We start from the raw sequence: 24,553 nt of genomic DNA, 5'->3' as shown, positions 1-24,553 counted from the left end.
GTCACCGGGAAGGGGCGTTCTCCTGGCCACCCCCGGCGGATAGCGTCTCGTCCATGCCCCGCACCCTCTCCGTGGCCAGCTCTCCGGTGCGCGACCTGCTCGCGCTGACCTCGCGCCCGGAGGTGATCTCCTTCGCGGGCGGCCTGCCCGCGCCCGAGCTGTTCGACGTGCCCGCCCTGCGCGCCGCGTACGACCTCGCGCTGCAGGACCGCTCGGTGCTGCAGTACGCGCCCACGGAGGGCAACCGGGCACTGCGCGCGCTCGTCTCGGACCGCCTGACCCGGCGCGGGCTGCCCACCTCGGACGTCCTGATCACCACCGGCTCCCAGCAGGCGCTGTCGCTGGTGACCACGGCGCTCCTGGAGCCCGGCGACGTCGTCGCGGTCGAGGAACCGACGTACCTGGCCGCCTTGCAGTGCTTCCAACTGGCGGGCGTCCGGATCGTCCCCGTGGCGAGCGACGAGGACGGCCTGGACCCCGAGTCACTCCGCGACGTCGTCGAACGCGAACGCCCGACGCTGCTCTACCTGGTGCCCACCTTCGCGAACCCGACCGGCCGCACCCTGTCGGAGTCCCGCCGCGCCGCCGTCGCCGCGATGGCCGAGGAGCACGGCTTCTGGGTCGTGGAAGACGACCCGTACGGAGAACTGCGCTACCGCGGCTCCGCCGTCGCCCCGATCGCCTCGCACAGCGACAGGACCGTCTACCTCGGCAGCTTCTCCAAGATCGGCGCGCCCGGAATGCGCCTGGGCTGGCTGCGCGCCCCCGAGGACCTGCTCCGCACGCTCGTGATCGTGAAGCAGGCCACCGACCTCCACACGTCCACCGTGGACCAGGCAGCGGCCGCGGCCTACCTGTCCCACAACGACCTGGACGCACACGTGGCCCGCCTGTGCATCGAGTACGGCACCCGCCGTGACGCGATGATCGCCGCCCTGCCGTCCACCGTGCCCGACGGAACGACGTGGAGCGACCCGGACGGCGGCATGTTCGTGTGGCTGCGCCTGCCCGGCGACGCCGACAGCGCCACCCTGCTCCGCGAAGCGCTGAACCACGACGTGGCCTTCGTGCCCGGCGCACCGTTCTTCGCGACGACGCCGGACCCCGCGACGTTCCGGATGTCCTTCACCACCAACACTCCCGCGGAGATCGAGGAAGGGCTGAGGCGGCTGGCGAAGGTCCTGCGGTGAGCCTGCTCCGCGACGACGGCGTCAGCTGAACAGTTCGAGCGCGTCCTGGTGGTACTCGCACCGGCCACCGCCGGTCGCGATGGTGCACGGCACGCCCTTCTTGGTGAGCGCACCGCACTGCAACGCGGGATCGTGCACGTGGCACAACCCGTTCTTGCCGGCCGTGATCGGGCAGGGCGTGCCCTTCTTCGTGACCGCCCCGCACGGCTGACCGGACAGCTCACGCGGCTGCTTCGGCTTGACCTTCTTCGGTTTCGCCTGCGGCTGCGTGACCTCCCGCCCGGTCACCTCCTCCACCCCGCGCACGGCGAGCCGGTCGGCGCGCTCGTTCTCCGGGTGACCGGCGTGGCCCTTCACCCAGTGCCACTCGACCTCGTGCCGGTTCGCGGCCTCCTCCAGCCGGCGCCACAGGTCGGCGTTCTTGACCGGCTCACGGGACTTCGTGAGCCAGCCGTTCGCCTTCCACCCGTGCACCCACGAGGTGATCCCGTTCCGCACGTAGGTGCTGTCCGTGTAGAGGTTCACGGTGGACGGACGCGTCAGGCTCTCCAACGCCATGATGGGCGCCATCAGTTCCATGCGGTTGTTCGTCGTGGGGCCGATGTCGCCGCCGTACATGTCCTTCTCGTGCTCGCCGTAGCGCAGCACGGCACCCCATCCGCCCGGTCCGGGGTTGGGGCTGCACGCACCGTCGGTGTAGATCTCGACCGCCATGCGTCAGGAGGCTACCGACGGGTGTCTGCGCCCGGACCGGTGGAGGCTCAACGCGGCAACCAGCTCGCCACGTCGGCCATCACGTCCAGCATTTCGCCGCTCGCGCGTCCCGACGTGGGTTCCGTTTCGGCGATGACGACCGTGTTGCCGTCCGGCCGGGATTGGTAGTGCAGGCCGGTGAAACGGATGTCTGCCAGATCGAGCAACGGCGTGGCGAGCGGTCTGACGTCGCCCGTGCCGTGCACGTCGATCAACTCCTTGAACTCGCGCGCGTCGCGCCGGGTCCGGAAGCCGACCCACACCACGGACACGACGGCGACAGCACCGTTGTCGTCACCGATGACGAACAGTGATCGGTCTAGCGACGTGCACGGGTTGCGCGTGAAGTGGACTTGCACCTGGCCGAAGGAGTGCGTTATGCACTCTGCCGCCTGCCTGGCGGTGTGCTTCAGCGTGCGCATGTTCAACTGACGCCACGCCCCGTCGGCATCACCTTTGCGGGCCGACTTCCTGCCCTCATACCTCGCCTTGTTGAGGTTCACCCCAGCAGGATCAGTCGCCGCGCCTCCACTGACGAACATCCCACCGCCCGCCGCGAGCGACACCGCCAGCACCCCCGCGGCCACCACGGCGCCGCTCTTGCCCGCCGGATCCGAGCCTCCGCCGGCACCGCCGATTCGTCGTCCCACGTCAGCCTCCTCAAGCCACGAGCCCAGCGCACAGACCCAGCTCGCCGAGGTCGAACGGGAGCAAATCACCCGATCGAGGCGAGCGGTGGCGACGTGGTTCCGAGCACGGCGCGGGCCGCCGCGACCAGGTCCGCCTCACGTCCGTGCCGTGCCACGGCCTGCAGCCCGACCGGCAGACCGGCGGAGTCGAACCCGGCCGGGATGCTGATCGCCGGATGGCCGCTGAGGTTGAACGCCCAGGTCAACGCCGTGTTGACGCGCGCCCCCGGCCCGTCGTGGCCGTGCGGGGGACCAGGCGTCGCCGGGGTGAGCAGCAGGTCGGTGGTCTCGAACAGCTCGTCCAGCGCGGGGTTCGGGCCGCACCGGTGCGCGTACCAGTCCTCCGCCGGGTCGCGCAGCACGAGCGGGACAGGCCGCGGCCGCAACGGAGCGGCGGCGCGCCAGGCGATCTCCACCTGCTCGTCGTCCACCTCCGCGAACCCCAGGTCGTTTGACCAGACGGCAGTCGGCTCGCCGGTTCCGGAGACGCCGAGGTAGGTCGCGAGCAGGTCCACGTCGCGGGTGAACACGCCGACCGCGGCCCGTTCCGAGGACGTCGTCTTCAGCCCCAGCACCCCGCACCACGCCGCCGGAATGCGGATGGACCCCGCGCCGTCGACCCCCGTGGCCAGCGGCACGACCCCGGCCGCCACCGCGACCGCCGACCCCGCGGACGAACCGCCGGGCGTCCGGTCCGGGTTCCACGGGTTGCGCGTGACACCGCGGGAGTTGCGGCCCCACGTCTGCCACGGAGTGCTGCCGTCAGGCGTCGTCGTCAACCCGATCGGCACGCACCCGAGAGCCGTCAACGCCTCCCGGTGACTCCGGCGCTCGCCCCGTTTCACCGCGATCGGCACCCCGGCGAGCGGCAGCGACGGGTCGACGTTCCGCACAGGCGAGCGGAACACCTCGTGGAACGCGCACAGCCGCGGTTCCACGGCGTCCAGCCGGGCCAGGGCGGCCGAAACCGGGTCGATGGTGCGCCTCCAGCAGAATGACGCGGGTGAAGTGGACCCGAGCAGTGCACCACCTGACCGAGCTCGTCGAGAAGTGCGCGGAGCCGCCCAGCCCCGTCTTCCGCTTCGACGTGGTCGAGCTGTGGGCGTTCGGCGACCTGCTCGGCGTGCCGCGCGACCTGGACGCCATCGAGGTGGCCGTGGTCGCGGACGTCCCGGTCGACGAGGTCCCCTGGCGCACCGAGCCGGTCGGCGCCGAACACTGGGCGAACTCCACGCGGATGTCGCGCAACCCGATCATCGCCCGCTGGCGCTCAGCCCACGCCCCCGTGTGGAACCACGAGATCACCCGGCCCGCCCTGGTGTGGAGCCGGGCCGGTGGCGTCTCCGAGGAGGCGCTGGTCGCCATCAGCGACGGCACCGCCGAGCTGGTCCGGCTGCCGGAGCCCTCACCGGAGGAGCTGCGCGCACGGCTGGAGGACGAGCTGGCCGTGAGCCTGGCGGCGCTGCGCCGGGTGAACCAGGTGTACACCGACAAGCGGTGGAGTCCGGGGAAGCTGACGCCGCACGCGGACGCGTTGTGGCGGACGACGACCGGCTACCTGGACCTGCTGGACGCCCTCGATCGCTGAGACGTGCGATGAAGTGCTCGAAGATACGGTCAAGGAAGCGGTGAGACGTGACGCGGAACGGTGTTGAGATCGCCGAACGACACAAGGACCTGACCCCGGTCGATTACGTCCGCATGCGCCAGGAGGCCGATGAGTTCTTCGGTGACGAGGATCGCGTGGGCGACTCGGACCCGTGGGAGCGCGGTCGTAGCTGAACGTTCTGCGGGAGCCCGCATCGGCGGGCTCCCGGTTCGCGTCACCAGCTGCGTGCGCGCCACTCCGCGAGCGACGGGCGTTCCTTGCCGAGCGTCGAGTCGTCGCAGTGGCCGGGGTAGAACCACGTCTCGTCGGGCAGCACCGCGAACAGCCGGTCCTCGCTAGCGGTGAACATCAGCGTCAGATGTCCTACGGGGAGAGGCGCCACAGCGCGTCAAGTGGCAGGGCCCTGATCTTCTCGCCGAACGGCAGGGTCTGCTGGCCGGCGTAGAGCACATATCCAGCGACGAACCGATCTCCCAAGTGGTTGGCCAGATTTCGCAGGCCGGTGAGGTCCTCAGTGCGCACGGTCGCCCCGGCTTTGACCTCAACCCCGATCACTCGGCCGTCCGGTGTCTCGATGACAGCGTCAACCTCCTGCTTCTCCTTGGTGCGGTAGTGATAAAGCCGTCCACGCTCTTCGGACCATGTGAGTTGGCGAGCGAGTTCCATGACTACGAAGTTCTCCATCATGGATCCTGCGGCTCCGCCCGGCTCACCGAGTCGTACAGGATCTTGACCGATGAGGTGACACGCGATCCCGGTGTCCACGAGCGCGAGTTTGGGTGTGCCCACGGCACGGCGTGTCTGACCGGACGACCATGCGGGGATGCTCTTGATGAGAAAGACCGACGCCAGCAACTCCAGATAGCGGATCAGAGTGGTCCGCGGGATACCGGATTGAGAGGCGAGAACGGTCGGCTCCAACAGGCCGCCAGCGCGCCCGGCCAGCAGGGCGACCAGTTTGAGCAAGTCGCCCCGGCGCTCGATGCTTGCGAGCTCCAGGACGTCACGTTCGATCAAGGTGGACAGGTAGGAGTCGAAGAAGGCTGTCCGCCGGCGAGGGGTGCGACGCGTGGCTTCCGGGAAGCCACCGACAACGAGACGTTCGAGGTAGTCCCGGCGCCGCAGTTCCGACGAGTGGTCGATTCGAGGGCCATGCCGGAACGCGGCGTCTATGAATCGGTCAGGAGAGCCATGCATCTCTCCCTGGGAGAATGGCCAAAGCTCGATTACCTCCATACGTCCGGGTAGTGCGTCCGGGAGGGTTCGCATGGCGAGGATCCGTGATGAGCCCGTCAAGAGGTAGCGGCCTGGAGTGGGATCCAGATCCACGGACACCTTGATCGGCTGCAGAAGCTCCGGAACCAGCTGGATCTCGTCGATGACCATCAGACTGTCGTGCTCGACGAACCCGGTGGGGTCGTCCTTGGCAGCGCGTAGCGTCGCCGGGTCGTCGAGAAGACGTAGCACTGTGGGCTGACGATCTGTGGCGAGCCTGGTCAGCGTGCTCTTGCCCACCTGCCGAGCACCGTTGACCAGGACAACACGCGTGTCCTCAAGCGCCTCATGAACCAGCGACTCGGCGCGACGGGGGACCAGGCGGGACGTGTCAGGCATGGATCCAGTGTGCCGTACAAGCAAGATCAGTGGTCATCTGGCCAGGGTAAGAGTGGTCATCTGGTCGGTATCCGTGTGGTCATCTGGACGTCATGGTGATGGCGGTCTGGACGCCAGTTCTGTGGAACCTTTCGCCAAGCAGGCGCCCAGCCTTCCGGTTGGCCCCTCCGCTCGGTGAGTTGGGGAGTTGAAGATGTCTGCAACTCACTTGTCTGCGCGATGGCACCGTACGACCAGTCGAATCCTCTGACTGCCCCATTCAGGTGTCTTGAGATTCAACATAAGAACACTGGTCTCAGGTGTAACAGCAGTCGCGGCCTACGGTACGGCTCAGCTGCGTCGCACGGTCATGCACGAACGGCGCTAAGACCACCTTCGCCGCGTTCGACTTCGTCGTTCACGTTCAATTGCTGAAGGTGGTCATAACGCACATGTGTTACCAGCCGCGTGCGCGCCACTCCGCGAGCGACGGGCGTTCCTTGCCGAGCGTCGAGTCGTCGCCGTGGCCGGGGTAGAACCACGTGTCGTCGGGCAGCACCGCGAACAGCCGGTCCTCGACGTCGTTGATCAGGGACGCGAAGTTGTCCGGGGACGTGGTCTTGCCCACGCCACCGGGGAACAGGGAGTCGCCGGTGAACAGGTGCGGGTGGCCGTCCGGGTCGTCGTAGAGCACGGCGATGGAGCCCGGCGTGTGGCCGCGCAGGTGGATGATCGAGAGCGGGACCTCGCCCACCGTGATGGTGTCGCCGTGCTCGACGAGGGTGTCGGGCGGGACGGGGAGGACGGCGGCGTCCAGTTCGTGGGCGACTGTGTTCGCTCCTTGGGAGCCGGCGAGGGCTCCCAGTGCCTGCCAGTGGTCCGCGTGCTGGTGGGTGGTGACGATCGTGCGCAGCTGCGGACGGGTGCTGGTGTGGCCGAGGAGGTCGGAGAGGCGGTCGTGGTCGTTGGCCGCGTCGATGAGCAGCGCCTCGTTGGTGGAACGGCAGACCAGCAGGTAGGCGTTGTTGTCCATCGGTCCGACGGAGACCTTCGTGATGGTCAGCGCGGCCAGGGTGCGGCGGGCCGCGGGGCCGCCCGGCTCGACGTGACCGGTGTAGTTCTCGAGTACGTCCACGGTGGCAGACGGTAGTCGGTCCGTGCGGCGGCACGCACACCTTCAGGTTGCATACAGGTCTCACTCATAGTGTAAGGAAGGATCGAGCCTCGATCCGTGCGTACGCAGTCAGCACCGAAGACGAGAGCCCCTGCCTAATCGTGATCTCAGCGCAAACAGAAAAGCCCAGGTCTGCCCGCAAGGTCAGCTGGGACGTCCTGCGCGTCGTCGCCATCGGGTGCGTGTTGCTCCACCACGGCACGCTCACGAGTGTCAGCAGCCACCCGCACCTGGGGTCGCTGCCGTTCACCTTCCCGATGTCGATGGGCGCGAGCACCCTGATGGTCGTTTCGGCGTTCTTCGCCTGCGCGACGCTGAACAGCGGTAGACCGGGCCAGTTCCTGTGGAGGCGGATGGCACGTTTGCTGCCCGCGTACATGGCGGCCGTGGTGCTCACCTACGCCGTGCAGCGCTGGATCGCGCCGGAGGGGTGGAACCAGCTCGACGTCAGGGACGTCGTCTACAACCTGCTGCTGCTCAACCAGTGGTTCCCGGACGTCAACATCGTCGACTTCGCGTACTGGACGATCCCGGTGCAGATCGTGGCGTTCATCGCGGCCGCGGCACTCGTGAAGGTCCTCAGGGGGACGAAACTGCGGGTGTTCCTGTGGGCGTTGGTGCTCACGCCGTTGCTGCTGCGGCCGTTGCTGGACCACTCGGAGACGCTCTTCGCGGTCTACAACGGGTTCGCGATGCACCGGGCGCAGCTGTTCGCCGCCGGCATCGCGATCTGGTTGTGGCACAAGGACAGGCTGGGGACCCCGCAGCTGATCGGGTTGCTCTTCGCGACGCTCTTCGCGCAGGCGGTTCACACGACCGAGTACGGGTCCACGGTCGGGTTCGGTTTCTTGTTGCTCCTCGTGTGCGCGGCGGCCGCGGGCCCCGACTGGGTGTACTTCAAGCCGGTCGCCAGGCCGGTGACCTGGCTGGCCGGCATCTCCTACGGGGTGTACCTGGTGCACCAGCAGATCGGCACCGTGGTGATGGACCGCGTCAGCGCCGCCGGGTTCGGTTCCTGGTGGCTGCTGGTGGCGTTCCTCACCTCGGCGCTGGTGCTGGGCTGGGCGATGACGAAGTTCGTCGAACGGCCCGCGTACCGGCTGCTGACTCAGATCCAGTCGGGCAGCTCCGGCAGCTCGCCGCGCAGCCCGGAACCGTCGGTCCTGCCGGTCAGCCAGCCGAGCACGGCGCTCGCGGACCCGCTCACCGAGCCGCGGCTGTCCGGGCCGTTCACGGTCCAGCCGCGCTGAGTCCCGTCGGGCAGGGTCACCTCGATGGCGAACGGGTCGACCCTGCCCGCGAACTGCTCGACGGCGTCGTCGAGGAACTCCCGCACGAAGTCCGCGGGCAGGTCGTCGAAGCCGATGCCCGCGTCCAGGTCGATGAGGTGGATCCAGATCTCGCGCAGCCGCAGCAGCGGCACCTTGGCCGCCGGGATCGGCTGGCCCTTCGGGGCCGAGACCTCGGCGCGCCAGGCGTGGGCGGGCAGCTCGCGGCACGCGGTGTCGAACCGCTGGCAGGCCGAGTCCAGGTCCGCCCTGATCACCTGGAGGAGCCGGTGGGCGCCCTCCTCGATGTCCGCGTCGCGGTCGGTCCGCGAGGTGTACGCCTGGTGCTCGACCCCGGTCCGCGCCCAGGTGAGCAGGTTCACCAGCGCGTCGGCGTTGCGCGCGAGGTGGGTGATGACGTGCCCGCGGGACCAGCCGGGAAGCAGGCTGTCGCCCCGCACGGCGGACTCGTCCAGCTCCTCGACGACCTCGTACAGCACGTCCGTCGCCTGCCGGACGGCGTCGATGTGCCGGTCGGGCACACCTCGCGGCGAGGGCACGGACGTGTGCTGCGTGGACGGCGTGTAGGTCATGTGTGCTGCCTCTCCCCGACGTTGAGGCCCTGATCGAAGGACCCAGCCTAGTGAGTTGAGCCTGCTCAGGGGAATGCGGAAGCGCTCCGATCCGTTTTTGTCGGTGGAGGCACCTAGCATGGGTGGCGGGTCGGTCGCCATCTCCGTGCCGGTGCTAGTACGCTTCGAACGCTTGTTCGGAAGAGTGTGGCGTGAGTGACCCGCCGATCACACCCGAAGGGACCCCAGTGGCAGACCGTCTTGTCGTTCGCGGCGCTCGTGAACACAACCTGCGCGGCGTCGACCTCGACCTGCCGCGGGACAGCCTCATCGTCTTCACGGGGCTGTCCGGCTCCGGCAAGTCGAGTCTCGCGTTCGACACGATCTTCGCCGAGGGCCAGCGGCGTTACGTCGAGTCGCTCTCGGCGTACGCGCGCCAGTTCCTCGGCCAGATGGACAAGCCCGACGTCGACTTCATCGAGGGCCTCTCGCCTGCGGTCTCGATCGACCAGAAGTCCACGAGCCGCAACCCGCGCTCGACCGTGGGCACCATCACCGAGGTCTACGACTACCTGCGCCTGCTCTACGCCCGCGCCGGCAAGCCGCACTGCCCGCAGTGCGGGGAGGCGATCGGCAAGCAGACGCCGCAGGAGATCGTCGACCAGGTGCTCGCGATGGAGCAGGGCACCAAGTTCCAGGTGCTCGCGCCGGTCATCCGGGGCCGCAAGGGCGAGTACGTCGACCTGTTCCAGAACCTGCAGTCGCAGGGCTACTCGCGCGCGAAGGTCGACGGGGTCGTCTACGCGCTCGGCGAGGTGCCCAAGCTCAAGAAGCAGGAGAAGCACCACATCGCGGTCGTCATCGACCGGCTGAGCGTCAAGGCGTCGTCCAAGCAGCGCCTCACCGACTCGGTCGAGACGGCGCTGCGGCTCGCGGACGGCCTGGTCGAGCTCGAGTTCGTCGACCTGCCGGAGACCGACCCGAACCGGGTCAGGGGCTTTTCCGAGAACCTGGCGTGCCCCAACGGCCACCCGCTCGCGATCGAGGACCTGGAGCCGCGGTCGTTCTCCTTCAACTCGCCGTACGGCGCGTGCACGGTCTGCACGGGCATCGGCGTGCGCAAGGAGGTCGACCCGGAGCTGGTGGTCCCCGACGACGAGCTGACGCTCGAAGAGGGCGCCATCGCGCCGTGGGCGGGCGGGCAGACGGCGGAGTACTTCACCCGCCTGCTGCAGTCGCTCGGCGAGACCATCGGCTTCCGCATGGACCAGCAGTGGCGGCTGCTGCCCGCCAAGGCGCAGAAGGCGATCCTGCACGGCATCGACGAGCAGGTGCACGTCCGCTACCGCAACCGCTACGGCCGCGAGCGCTCCTACTACGCCAACTACGAGGGCGTGATCCCGTTCCTCGAACGGCGTCAGGAGCAGACCGAGTCCGAGTACATGCGGGAGAAGTACGAGGGCTACATGCGCGAGGTCCCGTGCCCCGCGTGTTCCGGCACCAGGCTCAAGCCCGAGATCCTCGCGGTGACGCTGCACCACGGCAAGAAGGGCGACAGGTCGATCGCCGAGGTCTGCGCGATGAGCGTCGCGGAGTGCTCGGAGTTCCTCGACGGCCTCAAGCTCGCCAAGCGCGAGTCCATGATCGCGGGCGCGGTGCTCAAGGAGATCCAGGCCCGCCTGCACTTCCTGCTCGACGTGGGCCTCGACTACCTGTCGCTCGACCGCGCGTCGGGCACGCTGTCCGGCGGCGAGGCGCAGCGCATCCGGCTCGCCACGCAGATCGGCTCCGGCCTGGTGGGCGTGCTGTACGTGCTGGACGAGCCGTCGATCGGCCTGCACCAGCGCGACAACCACCGGCTGATCGAGACGCTGACGCGGCTGCGCGACCTGGGCAACACCCTGATCGTCGTCGAGCACGACGAGGACACGATCCGCACGTCCGACTGGGTGGTCGACATCGGCCCCGGCGCGGGCGAGCACGGCGGCAAGGTCGTGCACAGCGGCCCGTACAAGAAGCTGCTGAGCAACAAGGAGTCGATGACCGGCGCGTACCTGTCGGGCCGCAAGTCGATCCCGATGCCCGCGAAGCGCCGCAAGGTCGACAAGAAGCGCCAGCTGACGGTCGTCGGCGCCCGCGAGCACAACCTGCGCGGCATCGACGTGTCGTTCCCGCTCGGCACGCTCACGTCCGTCACGGGCGTGTCCGGCTCCGGCAAGTCGACGCTGGTCAACGACATCCTGGCCACGGTGCTCGCGAACAAGCTCAACGGCGCGCGCCAGGTGCCCGGCAGGCACACCCGGATCAAGGGCCTCGACCAGGTCGACAAGCTCGTGCAGGTCGACCAGTCGCCGATCGGCCGCACGCCGCGGTCCAACCCGGCCACCTACACGGGCGTGTTCGACCACATCCGCAAGCTGTTCGCGGCCACGACCGAGGCGAAGGTGCGCGGCTACCAGCCGGGCCGGTTCTCGTTCAACGTCAAGGGCGGCCGCTGCGAGGCGTGCGCGGGCGACGGCACGATCAAGATCGAGATGAACTTCCTCCCGGACGTCTACGTCCCCTGCGAGGTCTGCAAGGGCGCGCGGTACAACCGCGAGACGCTGGAGGTGCACTACAAGGGCAAGACCATCTCCGAGGTCCTCGACATGCCGATCGAGGAGGCCGCGACGTTCTTCGAGCCGATCAACGCGATCCACCGCCACCTGCGGACGCTGGTCGACGTCGGTCTCGGCTACGTGCGGCTCGGCCAGCCGGCGCCGACGCTGTCCGGTGGTGAGGCGCAGCGTGTGAAGCTCGCGTCGGAGCTGCAGAAGCGGTCGACGGGCAAGACGGTCTACATCCTCGACGAGCCCACGACGGGCCTGCACTTCGAGGACATCCGCAAGCTGCTGGGCGTGATCAACGGCCTGGTGGACAAGGGGAACACCGTCATCGTCATCGAGCACAACCTCGACGTCATCAAGACGTCCGACTGGATCGTCGACATGGGTCCCGAAGGGGGCTCCGGCGGAGGTATGGTCGTGGCAGAGGGCACACCCGAGCAGATCTCCGAGGTCGAGAAGAGCTACACGGGGCAGTTCTTGCTGCAGGTGCTCCAGAACGAGGAGGTGTCGGCAGCAGGGTGATGATCCCACTCGATGCGCTGGCCCACCGCGAGCGCGCCCTCCAGGCGTCGCGCGGCGAGCCCGCGGTGTACCCCTTCAGCCTCGCAGAGGTGCTCGACTCGTCGGAGCAGGCACTCCGCCGCGTCGCGGCTGTCGGTTGGTTGCGGACCCTGGAACGGTTTCCTCAGCTCACCGCCAAGTGAACACCCGCGGCCTAGTGGGACGCTCGATTTCCACTAGAGCCGCAGTACAACCGATGTGTCATTCGCTGTGGTCTGTGAATTCTGTCGAGTGCCTGTCACTCGGACGAGTGATCCGGGATGATGGTCGCCGTGTCACTCAACCGCTATCGCTTCCACAGCGTGTGGCACGTCGACGCGTCTCCATGCGCTGTGTACGAGGTGCTGTCCGACCTCGCGAACTACCCGAGCTGGTGGCGGGAGATCCGTTCGGCCACCAGGATCGACGACGAGACCGGTGAGCTCCGCTGCCGTTCGTTCCTGCCGTTCGACCTGGTGATCCAGGTCCGCCGCAGCATCCGCAACCAGCAGGCGGGGTTGCTGCGCGCGTCGTTGTCCGGTGACATCGAAGGGGTCGCGACCTGGGAGATCATCGGCAGGGACGGCGGGACCGACCTGATGTTCGACCAGGAGGTCGTCGTCAACAAGGCCCTGCTGCGGCGGCTGGCGCTGATCGCCAAGCCGTTCTTCCGCGGCAACCACGACCTGATGATGCGCGGCGGGTTCAAGGGCCTCAAGCAGGCGCTGGAGGAGAGGCCGGTCCGCCGGCGCGACTCCTAGTCCGCCGCGCCGATCTCGCGCTCAGTCACTTCCCGACAGGTGCCGCACCAGCGCGGCGAGCTGCTCGGCGTACCTCGTCGCGAACTCGGGTGTGGCCGGGTCCTCGCCGGTGATCTGGCGGGCGGTGTGGCGCAGGGTCAGCGGTGCGGCCGCCGCGGCCATCAGCGCCAGCAGCAGGAAGCCGGGGTCGAGGTCGGCCGGGAGCTCGCCCGCGTCCTGGCGCTCGCGCAGCAGGTCGACCTGGGTGCGCAGGAACGCCTCGTCGGTGGGCGGGCTGTCGCCGGCCAGGTTCGACCACGCCCACAGCCGGCCGTGGTCGGTGAGGGTGGTGTGCACGAACCCCGCCAGCACCTTCTCGAGCGGCTGCCCGGTGTCCGCCATCTCGGCGGCCGAGTCGTGCCAGCTCGTCGCGACCTCCTTGTAGAGGCCCTCCTTGCCGCCGAAGTAGTACGAGATCAGCTGCTTGTTCACGCCCGCCCGTGCCGCGATGTCCGACGTGCGCGTGGCCGCGTAGCCCTTCGCCCCGAACTCCGCGACGGCGGCTTCCAGCAGCAGGGCCCGCGTGCGTTCCGGGTCGCGCTTGCGTTCGGAGGCATCGGGAGAACGACGTCGATCCACCGGCACACGGTAGCCGACCAGGTTTATCAACCAGATGGTTGACTTAATCAACCGATTGGTTGAAACTCGGCGGCATGAGAATCGCTGTGGTGGGTGGGGGAATCGGCGGGTTGTGCCTGGCGCACGGGTTGCGCAAGGCGGGAGCGGACGTGGCGGTGTACGAGCGCGACCTCTCGCGCACGGACCGCCTGCAGGGCTACCGGGTGCACATCAACGAGGACGGTGCGGACGCGTTGCGGGAGTGCCTGCCGGCGGCGAACTGGGCGCGGTTCGAGGAGACAGCGGGCAGTGACGGCAACGGGTTCGGCTTCCTGACCGAACAGCTCAAGCCCTTGCTCGTGCTCGACCAGGACGAGGAGAAGCACTACTCGGCCAGTCGGATCACGTTGCGGCAGGTGCTGCTCGACGGGTTGGACGTGCAGTTCGGCAAGAAGTTCGAGCGCTACGAGCAAAACGGTGCCATCACGCTGCACTTCGAGGACGGCGGCACCGCGGAGTGCGACGTGCTCGTGGGCGCCGACGGCATACGGTCTCGCGTGCGCGCGCAGTACCTGCCGCACGCGGGCACCGAGGAAGTCGGTGTGGTGGCGGTGGCGGGAAAGCTCTTCCTGGACGAGAACGACTGGGTTCCCCGCGCGCTCCTCGACCGGGCCAACACGGTCGTCCCGACGAGCAGGTGCGGCATGTTCCTCGCCAGTCACGACGGGCTCGGGTACACCGACACCGACGGTCTGCTGTTCGACAACGTGCGCCCGTACCTGATGTGGGCGTTCGCGGCGAACGACCTCGACCTGAGCGGGAGCCTGCGGGAGGCGGTGCTGCGCCGGATCGGCGGGTGGAGCCCGGACCTCCGGCGGATCGTCGCGTCGTCGCACCCGGAGACGGTCAGCGAGTGGCGCATCCGGTCGTCGAAGCCGATCGACCGTTGGCCGAGCACGAACGTCACATTGCTCGGTGACGCGATCCACGCCATGGCACCGATGCGCGGTATCGGTGCCAACATCGCGTTGCGCGACGCACGGGTGCTCGCGCGCGAACTGACCACGGGTGGCGGCATCAGCGCCTACGAGGAGCAGATGTACGAGTACGGGTTCGCCGCCGTGCGTGACTCGCTACGTGCCGCCAAGCAGTTCGCGGACGGAAGTCCGCTGGTGAGGACGCTGTTCCGGACGGTGCTCAGGACGGCGTCGGCGGTGCCCGCGCTGAAGCGCGCGATGTTCTAAAAATTCGTTTGAACCGTTCTGGCTCGCCGTACGTGTGGGAGGCGTCGGAGGACACGAGCCAGGAGGTGGGGGATGATCCGCAAGAGCGCCGCGGCAGTCGTACTGGGGATGGTCTCCCTGGCCGCGTGCACGACGACACCCGCGAGCGAGCCGGTGGCGCAGCAGCGGGAAAGCGTTGTGGCACTGAAGATCGCCGAGGTCGAGGACCTCGGGCCGGTCGTCACGGACGCGGAGGGCTTCACGCTCTACCGGTTCGACGGCGACGCACCGGACAAGTCCACTTGCGACGGTGAGTGCGCCGCCACCTGGCCACCGGCCACCGTCGAGGCGGACGGGTTCTCGGTCGAGGGGGTGGACCAGCGGCTCGTCGGCAGCTTCGTGCGTGAGGACGGCAGCCGTCAGCTCACGGTCGACGGCATGCCGCAGTACCGGTTCGCCAAGGACGCGAAGCCCGGTGAGACCAAGGGGCAGGGCTTGCAGGGCAAGTGGTTCGTCACCGGGAAGCAGGGCGAACGCACCCAGCTCACCGCCCGCACGGGCGTGATCTCCGGTCTCGGCGCGGTCCTGACCAACAACGCGGGCCTCACGCTCTACCGGTTCGACGGCGACACGGCCCAGCCTTCTGTGTCCAATTGCGACGGTGGTTGCGCCGAAACCTGGCCGCCCGTCTACGTCGAGGGGGAGCAGCCGCGGGTGAAGGGCGTCGACCCGGCCCTGCTCGGCACCATCACCCGCGCGGACGGCCGCAAGCAGCTCACGGTCGCGAACTGGCCGCAGTACACGTTCAAGAACGACACCAAGCCCGGTGAGGCCAAGGGCGTCACGGTGCCGAAGTGGTTCGCGACGGCGGTCGACGGCAAGAAGGCCCAGCAGAACCAGGCCATCGCGCTCACTAGCGCCACGGTCGCGGGCCTCGGTGTCGTCGCCACCGACCGGGACGGCATGACGCTCTACCGGTTCGACGACGACTCCGCCGACCCGTCCGCCAGCACCTGCACGGAGGAGTGCGCCCGGCAGTGGCCGCCCGTGTTCGTCAGCGAGGGCTTCCAGGTGCAGGGCGTGGACGCCGCGCTGGTCGGCACGATCGACCGGGACGGCAAGCAGCAGCTCACCATCGCCGGATGGCCGCAGTACCTGTTCGCGGGGGACGAGGTCTGCGGTGACGCCAACGGGCAGGGCGTCGACGGCAAGTGGTGGGCGACCAAGGCCGACGGAGGTCGCGCCGGCCGGTGACAGGGGGAGGGGAGCCCCGGCGGGACCACCGCCGGGGCTCTTCCCACCTCACCTCAGGCGCAGCAGCACCGCCTGCTCCGGTTCCAGCACCGGCAGCTGCACCCCCGCCTCGGTCAGCACCGAACCGGGCAGCTCCACCGGTTCCCAGGAGGGTTGCTGCCGCTGCGTCAGCCGCGGCCTGCCCGCCGGGGCGTCGAACGAGAGCCGGTACGTGCGCTTCGGGTCGAGTCCCGGCAGCCGCACCCGGCGCGGCTTGTTCTGCACCGGCGTCGTGAGCTGCGCGTAGCAGAACAACGCCTCGGACCGGTCGGCGGCGACGATCCCGTGCACCCAGGCCGAGGGGTCCGGGTGGTCGGACCGCACGACGACACCGGTGTGCGCCAACGTCCGCACGTCCTTGTAGTACTCGATCGCGGCTTGCAGCCCGGCGCGTTCCTCGTCGGTGGCGGAGTTGATGTCCCACTCGATCCCGAAGTGCCCGAACAACGCCGTGGCGACGCGGAACGACAGGTCGTGCGTTCGTCCGGTGGTGTGCGACTTCGTGGGACCGACGTGCGCGCCCATCAGCTCCGGCGGCAGGAACACGCCGGTCCAGCGCTGGATCAGCTGCCGTTCCAGGGCGTCGTTGCAGTCCGACGTCCACACCCGGTCGGTGCGGTCGAGCACGCCGAGGTCGATCCGCCCGCCGCCGGACGAGCAGCTCTCGATCTCCACGTGCGGGTGCCGCCGCCGCAGCTCGTCGAGCAGCCGGTAGTACGCGGCGGTCTGGGCGTGCACGCGCGAGCCGATCAGGTCGCGGTTGTGGTCCCACTTCACGAACGCGATCTCGTTGTCCGACAACACCGATGAGACGCGGTCGAGGATGTACGCGTAGGCGTCGGGGTGCGCGATGTTCAGCACCTGCTGGTAGCGCGACGGCGGCGGCAGCACGCCGGGACGCGGCCCGAGCACCCAGTCCGGGTGGGCGCGGTAGAGGTCGGAGTCGGGGTTGACCATCTCCGGCTCGAACCAGAGGCCGAACTCCATGCCGAGCGCCCGGACGTGCTTGATCAACGGCGTGAGGCCGTCCGGCCACACCGTCTCGTCCACGTACCAGTCGCCGAGGCCCGCCGTGTCGTCGCGGCGGTGCCGGAACCAGCCGTCGTCCAGCACGAACCGCTCGACGCCGATCGCGGCGGCGGTGTCGGCGAGCGACGTCAGCCGCGCCAGGTCGTGGTCGAAGTAGACGGCCTCCCACGTGTTCAGCACGACCGGCCGAGGGCGCAGCGCGCGTTCCCGCAGTCGGCGGTGGAACGCCGCGCTGATGCCGTCGATGCCCTCGGCCGAGTAGGCGGCGTAGAGCCACGGCGACTCGTACTCCTCGCCGGGCGCGAGCGTGATCTCACCCGGCAGCAGCAGCTCGCCGCCACCCAGCACGGGCGAGCCGTCGACCTGGTTCTCCGCGTACGTCACGTGGTTGCCGCTCCAGGCCACGTGCACGGCCCACACCTCGCCGCCGCGGAACGAGAACCCCGGCGTGCCCGCCAGCAACCCGATCGTCGCGTCGTGGCCGGTGCGGCCCCGGCGGCTCTCGCGCACCCACGAGCCGAACCGGAACGCCTGCCGCTGCGGCTCCCGCTCGCGGGCCCAGCGGCCGGTGAAGTCGAGCAGCTCACCGGCGTGCGCGGGGACGGGCAGCGCGGTCTCGAGGCCCTCCAGCGCGTACGGCGTCGTGCCGTCGTTGCGGACGGCGTGCCGGACCCGGAGCATGCCGGAGTCCAGCAGCTCGACGGTGCCGGTGACGGTGATCTGTGCGGCCTCGTCCGTCGCCGTGTACCGGAAGGTCCGGCCTTCGACGGTGGACGACGTCACGGCGAGCGCCGGGGCGAAGTGCTCGCCGCCGCGGTGCCCGCGCAGACCGGGACGGCCGGAGTACCCGGCGCCCGCGTCGGGCAGCAGCGCCAGCGGCACGGGGACGTCCGGCGCGTTGTTCGGGTTGGTCCACGACACGACCTCGACGAGGCCGCGCAACGCGTCCTGGCCGACGTCCCCGAGGGTGCGTCCCCAGTGCGCCACGACCGGGAGGTCGGTGCCCTGGAGGGTGATGACGACGCTGGAGATGCCGTCGTGCAGGTGCACGACCTCCGGGTTGCTCATGCGGACCCCGTTCACATCGAACACGAATGAACATCGGGCCGATCCTCAGTCACGGGGTCCGCACTGTCAAGCGTGTGAAATTGTTGGATTTTGTCTGATCAGACGACCAAGCTGAGCAGTGCCGCGACCACGAAACCGACGACCGAGAGGATGGTCTCGACGACCGTCCACGACTGCAGCGTCTCCTTCACCGACAGGCCGAAGTAGCGCGACACGATCCAGAACCCGCCGTCGTTGACGTGCGAGGCGATGATCGACCCCGACGCGATGGCCATGACGACGAGCGCGAGCTGCGGCTGCGAGTAGTTCAGGTCCGACAGCACCGGTGCCACGATGCCCGCGGTCGTCACGATCGCGACCGTCGCCGAGCCCTGCGCGACGCGGATGACGCAGCTGATCACGTAGGCGAGCGCGATGACCGGCAGGCCGAGGCCGGACAGCTCGGTCGCCAGCGTCTTGCCGATGCCCGTCGCCGCCAGCACGGCGCCGAAGAAGCCACCGGCGCCGACCACGAGCAGGATCATCGCCACCGGCTTCAGCGAGGCGCCGGACAGCTCGGCGATCTTCTCCCTGGTCATGCCGCGGCGCATGCCCAGCAGCCAGAACGCGAGCAGCACCGAGATCGTCAGCGCGACCGCGGGCGTGCCGAAGAACGTCGCCACCGAGTAGGGACGCGAGCCCTGCTGGAGCAGGATCGAGCCGAACGTGCCGGCGAGGATCAGCACCAGCGGCAGGCCGATGATCCCGAGCACCAGGCCGAGCGACGGCGGCTCGCGGTCGCCGTTCTCCTCGCGCGCCTGCTCGGCCGCGGCCAGCATCTCCTCGGGCACGGGCACGTCGATGCGCTTGCCGATCCAGTACGAGTACAGGACACCGCCGACGAACCACGACGGGATCGCCACCGCGAGACCCATGATGATGATCCAGCCGAGCGACACCCCGAGCAGACCGGCCGCCGCCACCGGTCCCGGGTGGGGCGGCATGAACGCGTGCATGACCGACAGGCCCGCGAGCAGCGGCATGCTGAACAGCACGATCGACTTGCCGCTGCGCTTGGCCGCCACGTAGACCAGCGGCGCCAGCACGAAGATGCCGATGTCGAAGAAGACCGGCACGCCGAAGATGAGACCGGCCAGGCCGATCGCGACCGGGGCGCGCTTCTCGCCGAACGCGGTCATCAGCTTGTCCATCAGCACCTGCGCGCCGCCGGACGCCTCCAGGATCGCGCCGAGCAGCGTGCCGAGGCCGATGATCGCGGCGATGTGGCCGAGGATCGAGCCGAAGCCCTTCTCCAGCAACGAGTCCGAGGTCTTCTGCGCCGACCCGACGAGATCGCTCACCGGCACGCCCGCGACCAGCGCCACCAGCAGCGCGACGATGATCAGCGCGATGAACGGCTCGACCTTCACCTTGATGATGAGGAGCAGCAGCACCGCGATGCTGAGCACCGCGAGGGTGATCAGGCCCCCTGACGTGTGTTGCAACCAGTCGATCACGTGCGGCTCCTGAGTGAGTGCCCCGGCAGCGCGCCGGTGGCGGTTCCGTCGTCGATCACCGGGACCCCGTTGCAGAACACGTACGGGATGCCGGCGGCCTGCTGCCGGGGTTCGTCGAAGGTCGCCGTGTCGGTGATCTCCGCCGGGTCGAACAGCACCAGGTCGGCCGCGAAGCCCTCGCGGACCAGACCCCGGTCGGTGAGCCGCAAGCGCTTGGCGGCACGGCCGGTGAGGTGCTCGACGCACTCCTCCAGGCTCAGCACGCCCAGCTCGCGGACGTAGCGCGCGAAGTAGCGGGGGAACGTGCCCCACGCGCGCGGGTGCGGCCGGTCGCCGACGAGCAGGCCGTCACTGCCGCCCGTGTGTGCCGGGTGTCTCATGATCGCCTGCACGTTCTCCTCGTGGCCCACGTGCATGAGGCAGGAGGTACCCAGCCGTTCGTCGACCAACACGTCGAAGTACAGGTCTGCGGGCGTCCGCCCGAGGCGGCGAGCGGAGGCCGCGACGCTGGCGCCGACGAGGTGGGCGTTGCGCTCGGCGCGGACGCCGTTGATCTCGATGGCGTCCCAGTCGACCGGCACGCCGTGGCACCCGTCCGACCCGGTCTCCTCGATCTCGGCGCGGACGCGCTCGCGGGTGTCCACATCGGACAACCTGGCCAGCGCCCGTTCCGGCCCGCCCTCGGTCGCCCACGACGGCAGCAGCGCGGACAGGTAGGTCGCGCCCGGCAGGTACGGGTAGGTGTCGAGCGAGATGTCGGCGCCACCGGCGATGGCCTCGTCCAGCAACGCCAGCAGCTCGGGCGCGCGGCCTTCGTTGACCGGGAAGTTCATCGTCGCGTGCGCGAGGTGCAGGGCGCAGCCCGAGCGCTTCGACACGTCCACCATCTCCGCGTACGCCTCCAGCGCGCCCGCGCCGTAGCTGCGGTGGTGCGGGCTGTAGAACCCGCCGTGCCGCGCCACGACCTCGCAGAGCCGGACCAGCTCCGACGTGTCCGCGTACATGCCCGGCGTGTAGGTCAGGCCCGACGACATGCCCATCGCGCCCTCCGCAAGCGATTGCGCGAGCACGGCCCTCATCCTGTCCACTTCGGACTCGGTGGCCGGCCGGTCGTCCCAGCCGACGACGAGCATCCGCAGCGTCCCTTGCGGCACCAGGTACACGGCGTTGACCGCGATGCCCCGGTCGAGCCGGTCGAGGTACTCGCCGACCGTGCGCCAGTCCCAGTCGAAGCCGGGCGGGTCGTCGTTCCACCCGGCGAGCTGGCCGCGCAGCGTCGCGAGCACCTCGTCGTCGACCGGCGCGTACGACAGGCCGTCCTGGCCGAGCACCTCGGTCGTGACGCCCTGCGAGACCTTCGCCAGGTGGTCCGGCTCGGCGAGCACGCGCAGGTCGGAGTGCGAGTGCATGTCGATGAACCCCGGTGCGAGCACCAGGCCGTCCGCGTCGACGGTCCTGGTGGCGCTCGGGTTCCCGCCGATGGACGCGATGACGCCGTCCTTGATCGACACGTCTGCCCGGTACGCGGGCGCTCCCGTGCCGTCGGCGATCAGCGGTCCGCGGAGGACTACGTCGTCCATCGGTGCGCTCCGATCAGAAGTAGGTGCGGATCAGGTCGACGACGGTCGTGCCGCGCACGACCGGGATGAGCTGCCACTTGTCGAAGACCGTGCACGGGTGGGAGAGCCCCAGCCCGACCCAGTCGCCGACCCGGACCGTGGCCTCGGGACCGAGCTTCAGGAACGCGTGCTGGTCGTTGAGCGCGGTGACGGTCGCCTGGGTCAGCGGGGCGACCGCGCCGTCGCGGCGGCGCAGCAGCTGAGGTTCCGGCAGGCCCTCGTCGAACGACGCGTCGCGCTTGCCGATCGTCAGCAGCGCCAGGTCGCGTTGCGGCCGTGACGTCACCTGGGCCCACGCCCGCAGCGCCGGCCGGAACGGCTGCACGCCCTCGATCCGCGCGAACGGCGAGATCCCGCGGTAGAAGCCGTCGTCGTGCGTGATGTACGCGCCGCTGCGCAGCACGGGCGTCACCGGCAACGGCCACGGCTGCGCCAGCGTCGCCGCGACCTGGTCGAAGTAGGCGCTGCCACCCGCCGTGACGATCGCCGAGTCCAGCTCGTCGAGCATCCCGGCGTCGGCCAGCCGCAGCACGAGCGTGCGCAGGTCCGCCAGGTAGCCGTCGATGACGGCCTGGGAGGACGTGGAGGCGTCGTGCGCGAGCGCGCCCTCGTACCCGGCTGCTCCCGCCAGGCGCAGCACCGGGCTCTGGTCCACCGCCCGTGCCACGGCCAGCGCCGTCTCCAGGTCGCGCGCGCCGGTCCGCCCGCCGGGGGCGCCCAGCTCGACCAGCACGTCGACCGGCCTGCCCGGCTGGAGCTCCTGCAGCGTCTCGCTCATCAGCGCGACGCCCGCCTCCGAGTCGGCCCAGCAGCTGAACTCGAAGCGCGGGTCGGAGTCCAGCTCGGTGACGAGCCAGCGCAGCGCGGCCGGGTCGAGCAGCTGGTTCGCGAGCAGCACGCGGGAGACGCCGAACGCGCGGTAGACGCGCACCTGGGACGCGTTGGCCGCGGTGATGCCCCACGCGCCGTGCTCGGCCTGCCGCTGGAACAGCTGCGGCGCCATCGTCGTCTTGCCGTGCGGCGCGAGCCGGACGCCGTGCCCCTCACACCACGCGGCCATGGTCGTCAGGTTGTGCGCCAGCGCGTCCTCGTCCAGCACGACGAGCGGTCCGACGAACTCGTCGGCGAAGAGGTCGAGGCGCTCGTCCGCGACCTCGCCGACGGTCCTGCCGAACGTGCTCGACGGCAGTCCCTTGAACCGCCAGTTCACCTGTTCGGAGCGGATGCCGGCGACGGCCGCGAGGTCCATCTCCATCAGTTGTTGCATATTTTGCAACTCCCATTGCGCGATGTGATGCTGGAGTGTGTAGCATTCGGGTGCGCCACCGGTCAACGAACACCCCTGGAGCACGCATGCGGTTCGAACACGTCGGCGGTGTCGTGTGCCTCGGCGAGACCATGGTGGTGATGGTTCCGGCAGAACCCGGTCCCGTGCATCTGGTGCGCACCTGGCACCGTGCCGTCGGAGGCGCCGAGTCCAACGTCGCCTGCCACCTCGCGCGCCTCGGCGTGCGGTCGTCGTGGGCGAGCGCTGTCGGCGACGACGCGTTCGGGCGTGCCGTCCTCGACGCGGTGGGCGGGTTCGGCGTCGACGTCTCGGCGGTGCGGGTCGACCGGGACCGACCGACCGGCCTCTACGTCAAGGAGGCGTCGCCGCAGGGCAGCCCGGTGCGCTACTACCGCCGCGGCTCGGCCGCCTCCGGCATGGGCGTCGAGATGATCGACCGGCTCGGCCTCGGTCAGGTGGAGCTGGTGCACCTCAGCGGCATCACGGCCGCGCTGTCCGACTCGTGCCTCGCGCTGCTGCGCGAGCTCCTGCGCAGGCCGCGGCACGGCTTCCGGATCTCGTTCGACCTGAACTGGCGCCCCGCGCTGTGGGCGGACCGCGACCCCGCCGTGCTGCGCGAGCTGGCCGACCAGGCCGACGTCGTGCTCGCCGGCGCGGACGAGGCGGAGCTGGTGTGGGGGACCGGCGACCCGCGACGGCTGCGGGAGCTGCTGCCCGGCCCGGCGTCCCTCGTGGTCAAGCAGGGCGCCGAGGGCGCGACGCTGCTGGAGGACGGCGAGTCGCACTTCGAGCCCGCGCTGCGCGTCGAGGTCGTCGAGCCGGTCGGCGCGGGCGACGCGTTCGCGGCGGGGTTCCTCGCCGCCACCCTGGCCGGGCAGACGCCGTCCGTCCGGCTGCGCGCGGGCCACCTGCAGGCGGCCTCCGCTTTGCTCACCGCGGAGGACGTCGGCGATCCTGTGCCCGACGACGTGTCGGGTCCGCTGCTGCACGCCGACCCGCGGACCTGGGCGTCCGCCCGCCTGGAGGTGTAGATGAGCCAGAGCCTCGACCGCGCGCTCACACTCGTGAGCCAGCTCGCGACGGGCCCGAAGACGCTGGACGAGCTGTCCGGCGTGATCGGCGTGCACAAGTCCACGGCCCTCCGCCTCCTGCGCACCCTGGAGTCGCACCGCTTCGTGCAACGCGACGGCGTCCACCACTACCGGCTCGGCACCGCCCTGTTCGACCTCGCCAACCGCGCCCTGGAGGAACGGGACGTCCGCCGCGCCGCCGAACCGGCGTTGCGCGAGCTGAACTCCCGCCTCGGCCACACCGTCCACCTCGCGTCCTATGAGGACGGTGAGGTCATCTACATCGACAAGTACGAGTCACGGCACCAGATGCGCATGTACTCGCGCATCGGCCGCCGCGCGCCGTTGCACTGCACGGCCGTCGCGAAGGTGCTGCTGGCCGACCTGTCCGCCGCGGCGCTGCAGAAGGTGCTGGCCCGCATGGAGTTCCCGCGGCTCACCGAGAACACCATCACCGGCCCCGACGGTTACCTGGCAGAGCTGAACCGCGTGCGCGCCAACGGCTACGCCGTCGACAACTCCGAGCACGAGGACTTCATCCACTGCATCGCCGCCCCGATCAGGGGCGCCCGCGGCGAGGTCCTCGCGGCCGTCTCGATGTCGGTGCCGAAGGTGCTGCTCGACTACGACGGCCTGCTGGCCCACCTGCCGGACCTGCTCGCCACCGCCGAAGCTGCATCAGTCGAATGCGGTTATGTTCCGAGATGAGGGAGTTCCCGTTGTCCAAGGTTGAGATCAAGACCGCCGACGCCCCGCAGCCGGTGGCCCGCTTCTCGCAGGGTGTGCGCAAGGGCAACATCCTGCAGGTGGCGGGACAGGTCGCGTTCGACCCCAAGACCGGCGAGGTCGTCGGCACCACCGTCGCCGAGCAGACCCGCCAGACGTTCGCGAACCTCAACGCCGTCCTCGCCGCCGGTGGCGCGTCGATCGACGACGTCGTGATGATCCGCGTCTACCTCACCGACACCGCGCACTTCGCGGAGCTCAACGAGGTCTACGGCGAGTTCGTGACGGACCCGGCACCCGCGCGCACCACCGTCTACGTCGGTCTGCCCGCCGGTCTGCTGGTGGAGATCGACGCGCTGGCCGTCGTCGACTGATTGCCGCACAACGGG

At 69.6% G+C, this 24,553-nt stretch carries 21 protein-coding genes and 3 pseudogenes; 12 read left to right on the top strand and 12 right to left on the bottom strand.

Annotated elements, in window-relative coordinates; translation table 11 throughout:
• Positions 1-53: 53 nt before the first annotated feature.
• Positions 54-1,190 (top strand): aminotransferase-like domain-containing protein, encoded by a 1,137-nt coding sequence (locus BLT23_RS28700; protein ID WP_090054432.1) that lies wholly within the window; start codon positions 54-56, stop codon positions 1,188-1,190.
• Between the two features lie 270 nt (positions 1,191-1,460).
• Here the strand turns inward: BLT23_RS28700 and rnhA are convergent.
• From rnhA to BLT23_RS42320, 3 genes and pseudogenes are all read right to left on the bottom strand, one after another.
• Positions 1,461-1,904, bottom strand: a pseudogene (rnhA, locus tag BLT23_RS28695) (ribonuclease HI); the annotation flags it as partial.
• Positions 1,905-1,951: 47 nt separating this feature from the next.
• Positions 1,952-2,593, bottom strand: coding sequence for a hypothetical protein (locus tag BLT23_RS28690; protein WP_245744282.1), 642 nt, complete (start codon positions 2,591-2,593; stop codon positions 1,952-1,954).
• Between the two features lie 65 nt (positions 2,594-2,658).
• The gene (locus BLT23_RS42320; RefSeq protein ID WP_425434420.1) at positions 2,659-3,570 is read right to left on the bottom strand and encodes an amidase family protein; all 912 of its coding nucleotides are present in this window, start codon (positions 3,568-3,570) and stop codon (positions 2,659-2,661) included.
• Positions 3,571-3,635: 65 nt separating this feature from the next.
• Here BLT23_RS42320 and BLT23_RS28680 point away from each other — a divergent pair, with 65 nt between their 5' ends.
• Positions 3,636-4,220, top strand: a complete 585-nt coding sequence (locus BLT23_RS28680; protein WP_143036078.1) for a DUF7711 family protein — start codon at positions 3,636-3,638, stop codon at positions 4,218-4,220.
• Positions 4,221-4,267: 47 nt separating this feature from the next.
• Positions 4,268-4,414 (top strand): hypothetical protein, encoded by a 147-nt coding sequence (locus BLT23_RS41385; RefSeq protein ID WP_218133928.1) that lies wholly within the window; start codon positions 4,268-4,270, stop codon positions 4,412-4,414.
• Positions 4,415-4,455: 41 nt separating this feature from the next.
• Here BLT23_RS41385 and BLT23_RS40235 read toward each other — a convergent pair.
• The 3 genes and pseudogenes from BLT23_RS40235 to BLT23_RS28665 form a co-directional block, all read right to left on the bottom strand.
• Positions 4,456-4,575, bottom strand: a pseudogene (locus tag BLT23_RS40235) (MBL fold metallo-hydrolase); the annotation flags it as partial.
• Between the two features lie 29 nt (positions 4,576-4,604).
• The gene (locus BLT23_RS28670; RefSeq protein ID WP_090054426.1) at positions 4,605-5,855 is read right to left on the bottom strand and encodes an ATP-binding protein; all 1,251 of its coding nucleotides are present in this window, start codon (positions 5,853-5,855) and stop codon (positions 4,605-4,607) included.
• Between the two features lie 436 nt (positions 5,856-6,291).
• On the bottom strand, positions 6,292-6,969 hold the full coding sequence (locus BLT23_RS28665; RefSeq protein ID WP_090054424.1) for an MBL fold metallo-hydrolase: 678 nt from the start codon (positions 6,967-6,969) through the stop codon (positions 6,292-6,294).
• 140 nt (positions 6,970-7,109) lie between these two features.
• Between BLT23_RS28665 and BLT23_RS28660 the strand changes: the two are divergent.
• Positions 7,110-8,069: pseudogene (locus BLT23_RS28660) on the top strand (acyltransferase family protein); the annotation flags it as partial.
• A 47-nt stretch (positions 8,070-8,116) separates the two neighbouring features.
• Here BLT23_RS28660 and BLT23_RS28655 read toward each other — a convergent pair.
• On the bottom strand, positions 8,117-8,869 hold the full coding sequence (locus BLT23_RS28655) for a maleylpyruvate isomerase family mycothiol-dependent enzyme (RefSeq protein ID WP_090054422.1): 753 nt from the start codon (positions 8,867-8,869) through the stop codon (positions 8,117-8,119).
• A gap of 227 nt (positions 8,870-9,096) precedes the next feature.
• Here BLT23_RS28655 and uvrA point away from each other — a divergent pair, with 227 nt between their 5' ends.
• From uvrA to BLT23_RS28640, 3 genes are all read left to right on the top strand, one after another.
• On the top strand, positions 9,097-11,976 hold the full coding sequence (gene uvrA / locus BLT23_RS28650) for an excinuclease ABC subunit UvrA (protein WP_090054420.1): 2,880 nt from the start codon (positions 9,097-9,099) through the stop codon (positions 11,974-11,976).
• Positions 11,976-12,158, top strand: coding sequence for a hypothetical protein (locus BLT23_RS28645; RefSeq protein ID WP_143036077.1), 183 nt, complete (start codon positions 11,976-11,978; stop codon positions 12,156-12,158). The genes uvrA and BLT23_RS28645 overlap by 1 nt, the downstream gene beginning before the upstream one ends.
• A gap of 129 nt (positions 12,159-12,287) precedes the next feature.
• Positions 12,288-12,755: an SRPBCC family protein gene (locus BLT23_RS28640; RefSeq protein ID WP_090054818.1), complete on the top strand. Its 468-nt coding sequence runs from the start codon at positions 12,288-12,290 to the stop codon at positions 12,753-12,755.
• Positions 12,756-12,776: 21 nt separating this feature from the next.
• Here the strand turns inward: BLT23_RS28640 and BLT23_RS28635 are convergent, their stop codons facing one another.
• Positions 12,777-13,373, bottom strand: coding sequence for a TetR/AcrR family transcriptional regulator (locus tag BLT23_RS28635; protein WP_245744281.1), 597 nt, complete (start codon positions 13,371-13,373; stop codon positions 12,777-12,779).
• 74 nt (positions 13,374-13,447) lie between these two features.
• On the opposite strand from BLT23_RS28635, the gene BLT23_RS28630 reads away from it, so the two are divergent.
• Together BLT23_RS28630 and BLT23_RS28625 are read left to right on the top strand one after the other, a co-directional pair.
• The gene (locus BLT23_RS28630) at positions 13,448-14,596 is read left to right on the top strand and encodes an FAD-dependent oxidoreductase (protein WP_090054414.1); all 1,149 of its coding nucleotides are present in this window, start codon (positions 13,448-13,450) and stop codon (positions 14,594-14,596) included.
• Between the two features lie 72 nt (positions 14,597-14,668).
• Positions 14,669-15,829 carry a hypothetical protein gene (locus tag BLT23_RS28625; protein WP_090054412.1) on the top strand — a complete coding sequence of 387 codons (1,161 nt, stop codon included), beginning with the start codon at positions 14,669-14,671 and terminating at the stop codon, positions 15,827-15,829.
• A gap of 48 nt (positions 15,830-15,877) precedes the next feature.
• On the opposite strand, the gene BLT23_RS28620 is transcribed toward BLT23_RS28625, so the two are convergent.
• From BLT23_RS28620 to BLT23_RS28605, 4 genes are all read right to left on the bottom strand, one after another.
• Positions 15,878-17,965 carry an alpha-galactosidase gene (locus tag BLT23_RS28620; RefSeq protein ID WP_090054817.1) on the bottom strand — a complete coding sequence of 696 codons (2,088 nt, stop codon included), beginning with the start codon at positions 17,963-17,965 and terminating at the stop codon, positions 15,878-15,880.
• A 98-nt stretch (positions 17,966-18,063) separates the two neighbouring features.
• Positions 18,064-19,461, bottom strand: coding sequence for a GntP family permease (locus BLT23_RS28615; RefSeq protein WP_090054410.1), 1,398 nt, complete (start codon positions 19,459-19,461; stop codon positions 18,064-18,066).
• Entirely contained in the window at positions 19,458-21,041 is a 1,584-nt protein-coding gene (locus tag BLT23_RS28610; protein WP_090054408.1) for an N-acyl-D-amino-acid deacylase family protein, read from the bottom strand. The genes BLT23_RS28615 and BLT23_RS28610 overlap by 4 nt, the downstream gene beginning before the upstream one ends.
• Positions 21,042-21,054: 13 nt before the next feature.
• Positions 21,055-22,347, bottom strand: coding sequence for an amino acid deaminase (locus BLT23_RS28605; RefSeq protein ID WP_090054406.1), 1,293 nt, complete (start codon positions 22,345-22,347; stop codon positions 21,055-21,057).
• An 86-nt stretch (positions 22,348-22,433) separates the two neighbouring features.
• On the opposite strand from BLT23_RS28605, the gene BLT23_RS28600 reads away from it, so the two are divergent.
• From BLT23_RS28600 to BLT23_RS28590, 3 genes are read left to right on the top strand one after another with little or no spacing between them, the layout of a single operon-like run.
• The gene (locus tag BLT23_RS28600; protein ID WP_090054404.1) at positions 22,434-23,399 is read left to right on the top strand and encodes a sugar kinase; all 966 of its coding nucleotides are present in this window, start codon (positions 22,434-22,436) and stop codon (positions 23,397-23,399) included.
• Positions 23,400-24,146 carry an IclR family transcriptional regulator gene (locus BLT23_RS28595; protein ID WP_090054402.1) on the top strand — a complete coding sequence of 249 codons (747 nt, stop codon included), beginning with the start codon at positions 23,400-23,402 and terminating at the stop codon, positions 24,144-24,146.
• 11 nt (positions 24,147-24,157) lie between these two features.
• Complete coding sequence (locus tag BLT23_RS28590) at positions 24,158-24,538, top strand: RidA family protein (RefSeq protein ID WP_090054816.1); 381 nt, start codon at positions 24,158-24,160, stop codon at positions 24,536-24,538.
• Positions 24,539-24,553 lie beyond the last annotated feature (15 nt).

The organism is Lentzea fradiae, assembly GCF_900100955.1.
GTDB classification, from domain to species: domain Bacteria; phylum Actinomycetota; class Actinomycetes; order Mycobacteriales; family Pseudonocardiaceae; genus Lentzea; species Lentzea fradiae.
Note: the sequence above shows the minus strand (reverse complement) of the source record. Positions and strands in the feature narration are given on the sequence as shown.

Bases quoted from the DNA above. Each gene is read 5' to 3' on its own strand.
- BLT23_RS28630 (WP_090054414.1), top strand. From the start codon at position 13,448: ATGAGAATCGCTGTGGTGGGTGGGGGAATCGGCGGGTTGTGCCTGGCG.
- BLT23_RS28605 (WP_090054406.1), bottom strand. From the start codon at position 22,347: ATGCAACAACTGATGGAGATGGACCTCGCGGCCGTCGCCGGCATCCGC.
- BLT23_RS28655 (WP_090054422.1), bottom strand. From the start codon at position 8,869: ATGACCTACACGCCGTCCACGCAGCACACGTCCGTGCCCTCGCCGCGA.
- BLT23_RS28600 (WP_090054404.1), top strand. From the start codon at position 22,434: ATGCGGTTCGAACACGTCGGCGGTGTCGTGTGCCTCGGCGAGACCATG.
- BLT23_RS28700 (WP_090054432.1), top strand. From the start codon at position 54: ATGCCCCGCACCCTCTCCGTGGCCAGCTCTCCGGTGCGCGACCTGCTC.
- BLT23_RS28610 (WP_090054408.1), bottom strand. From the start codon at position 21,041: ATGGACGACGTAGTCCTCCGCGGACCGCTGATCGCCGACGGCACGGGA.
- BLT23_RS28625 (WP_090054412.1), top strand. From the start codon at position 14,669: ATGATCCGCAAGAGCGCCGCGGCAGTCGTACTGGGGATGGTCTCCCTG.
- BLT23_RS28595 (WP_090054402.1), top strand. From the start codon at position 23,400: ATGAGCCAGAGCCTCGACCGCGCGCTCACACTCGTGAGCCAGCTCGCG.
- BLT23_RS28645 (WP_143036077.1), top strand. From the start codon at position 11,976: ATGATCCCACTCGATGCGCTGGCCCACCGCGAGCGCGCCCTCCAGGCG.
- BLT23_RS28670 (WP_090054426.1), bottom strand. From the start codon at position 5,855: ATGCCTGACACGTCCCGCCTGGTCCCCCGTCGCGCCGAGTCGCTGGTT.
- BLT23_RS28620 (WP_090054817.1), bottom strand. From the start codon at position 17,965: ATGAGCAACCCGGAGGTCGTGCACCTGCACGACGGCATCTCCAGCGTC.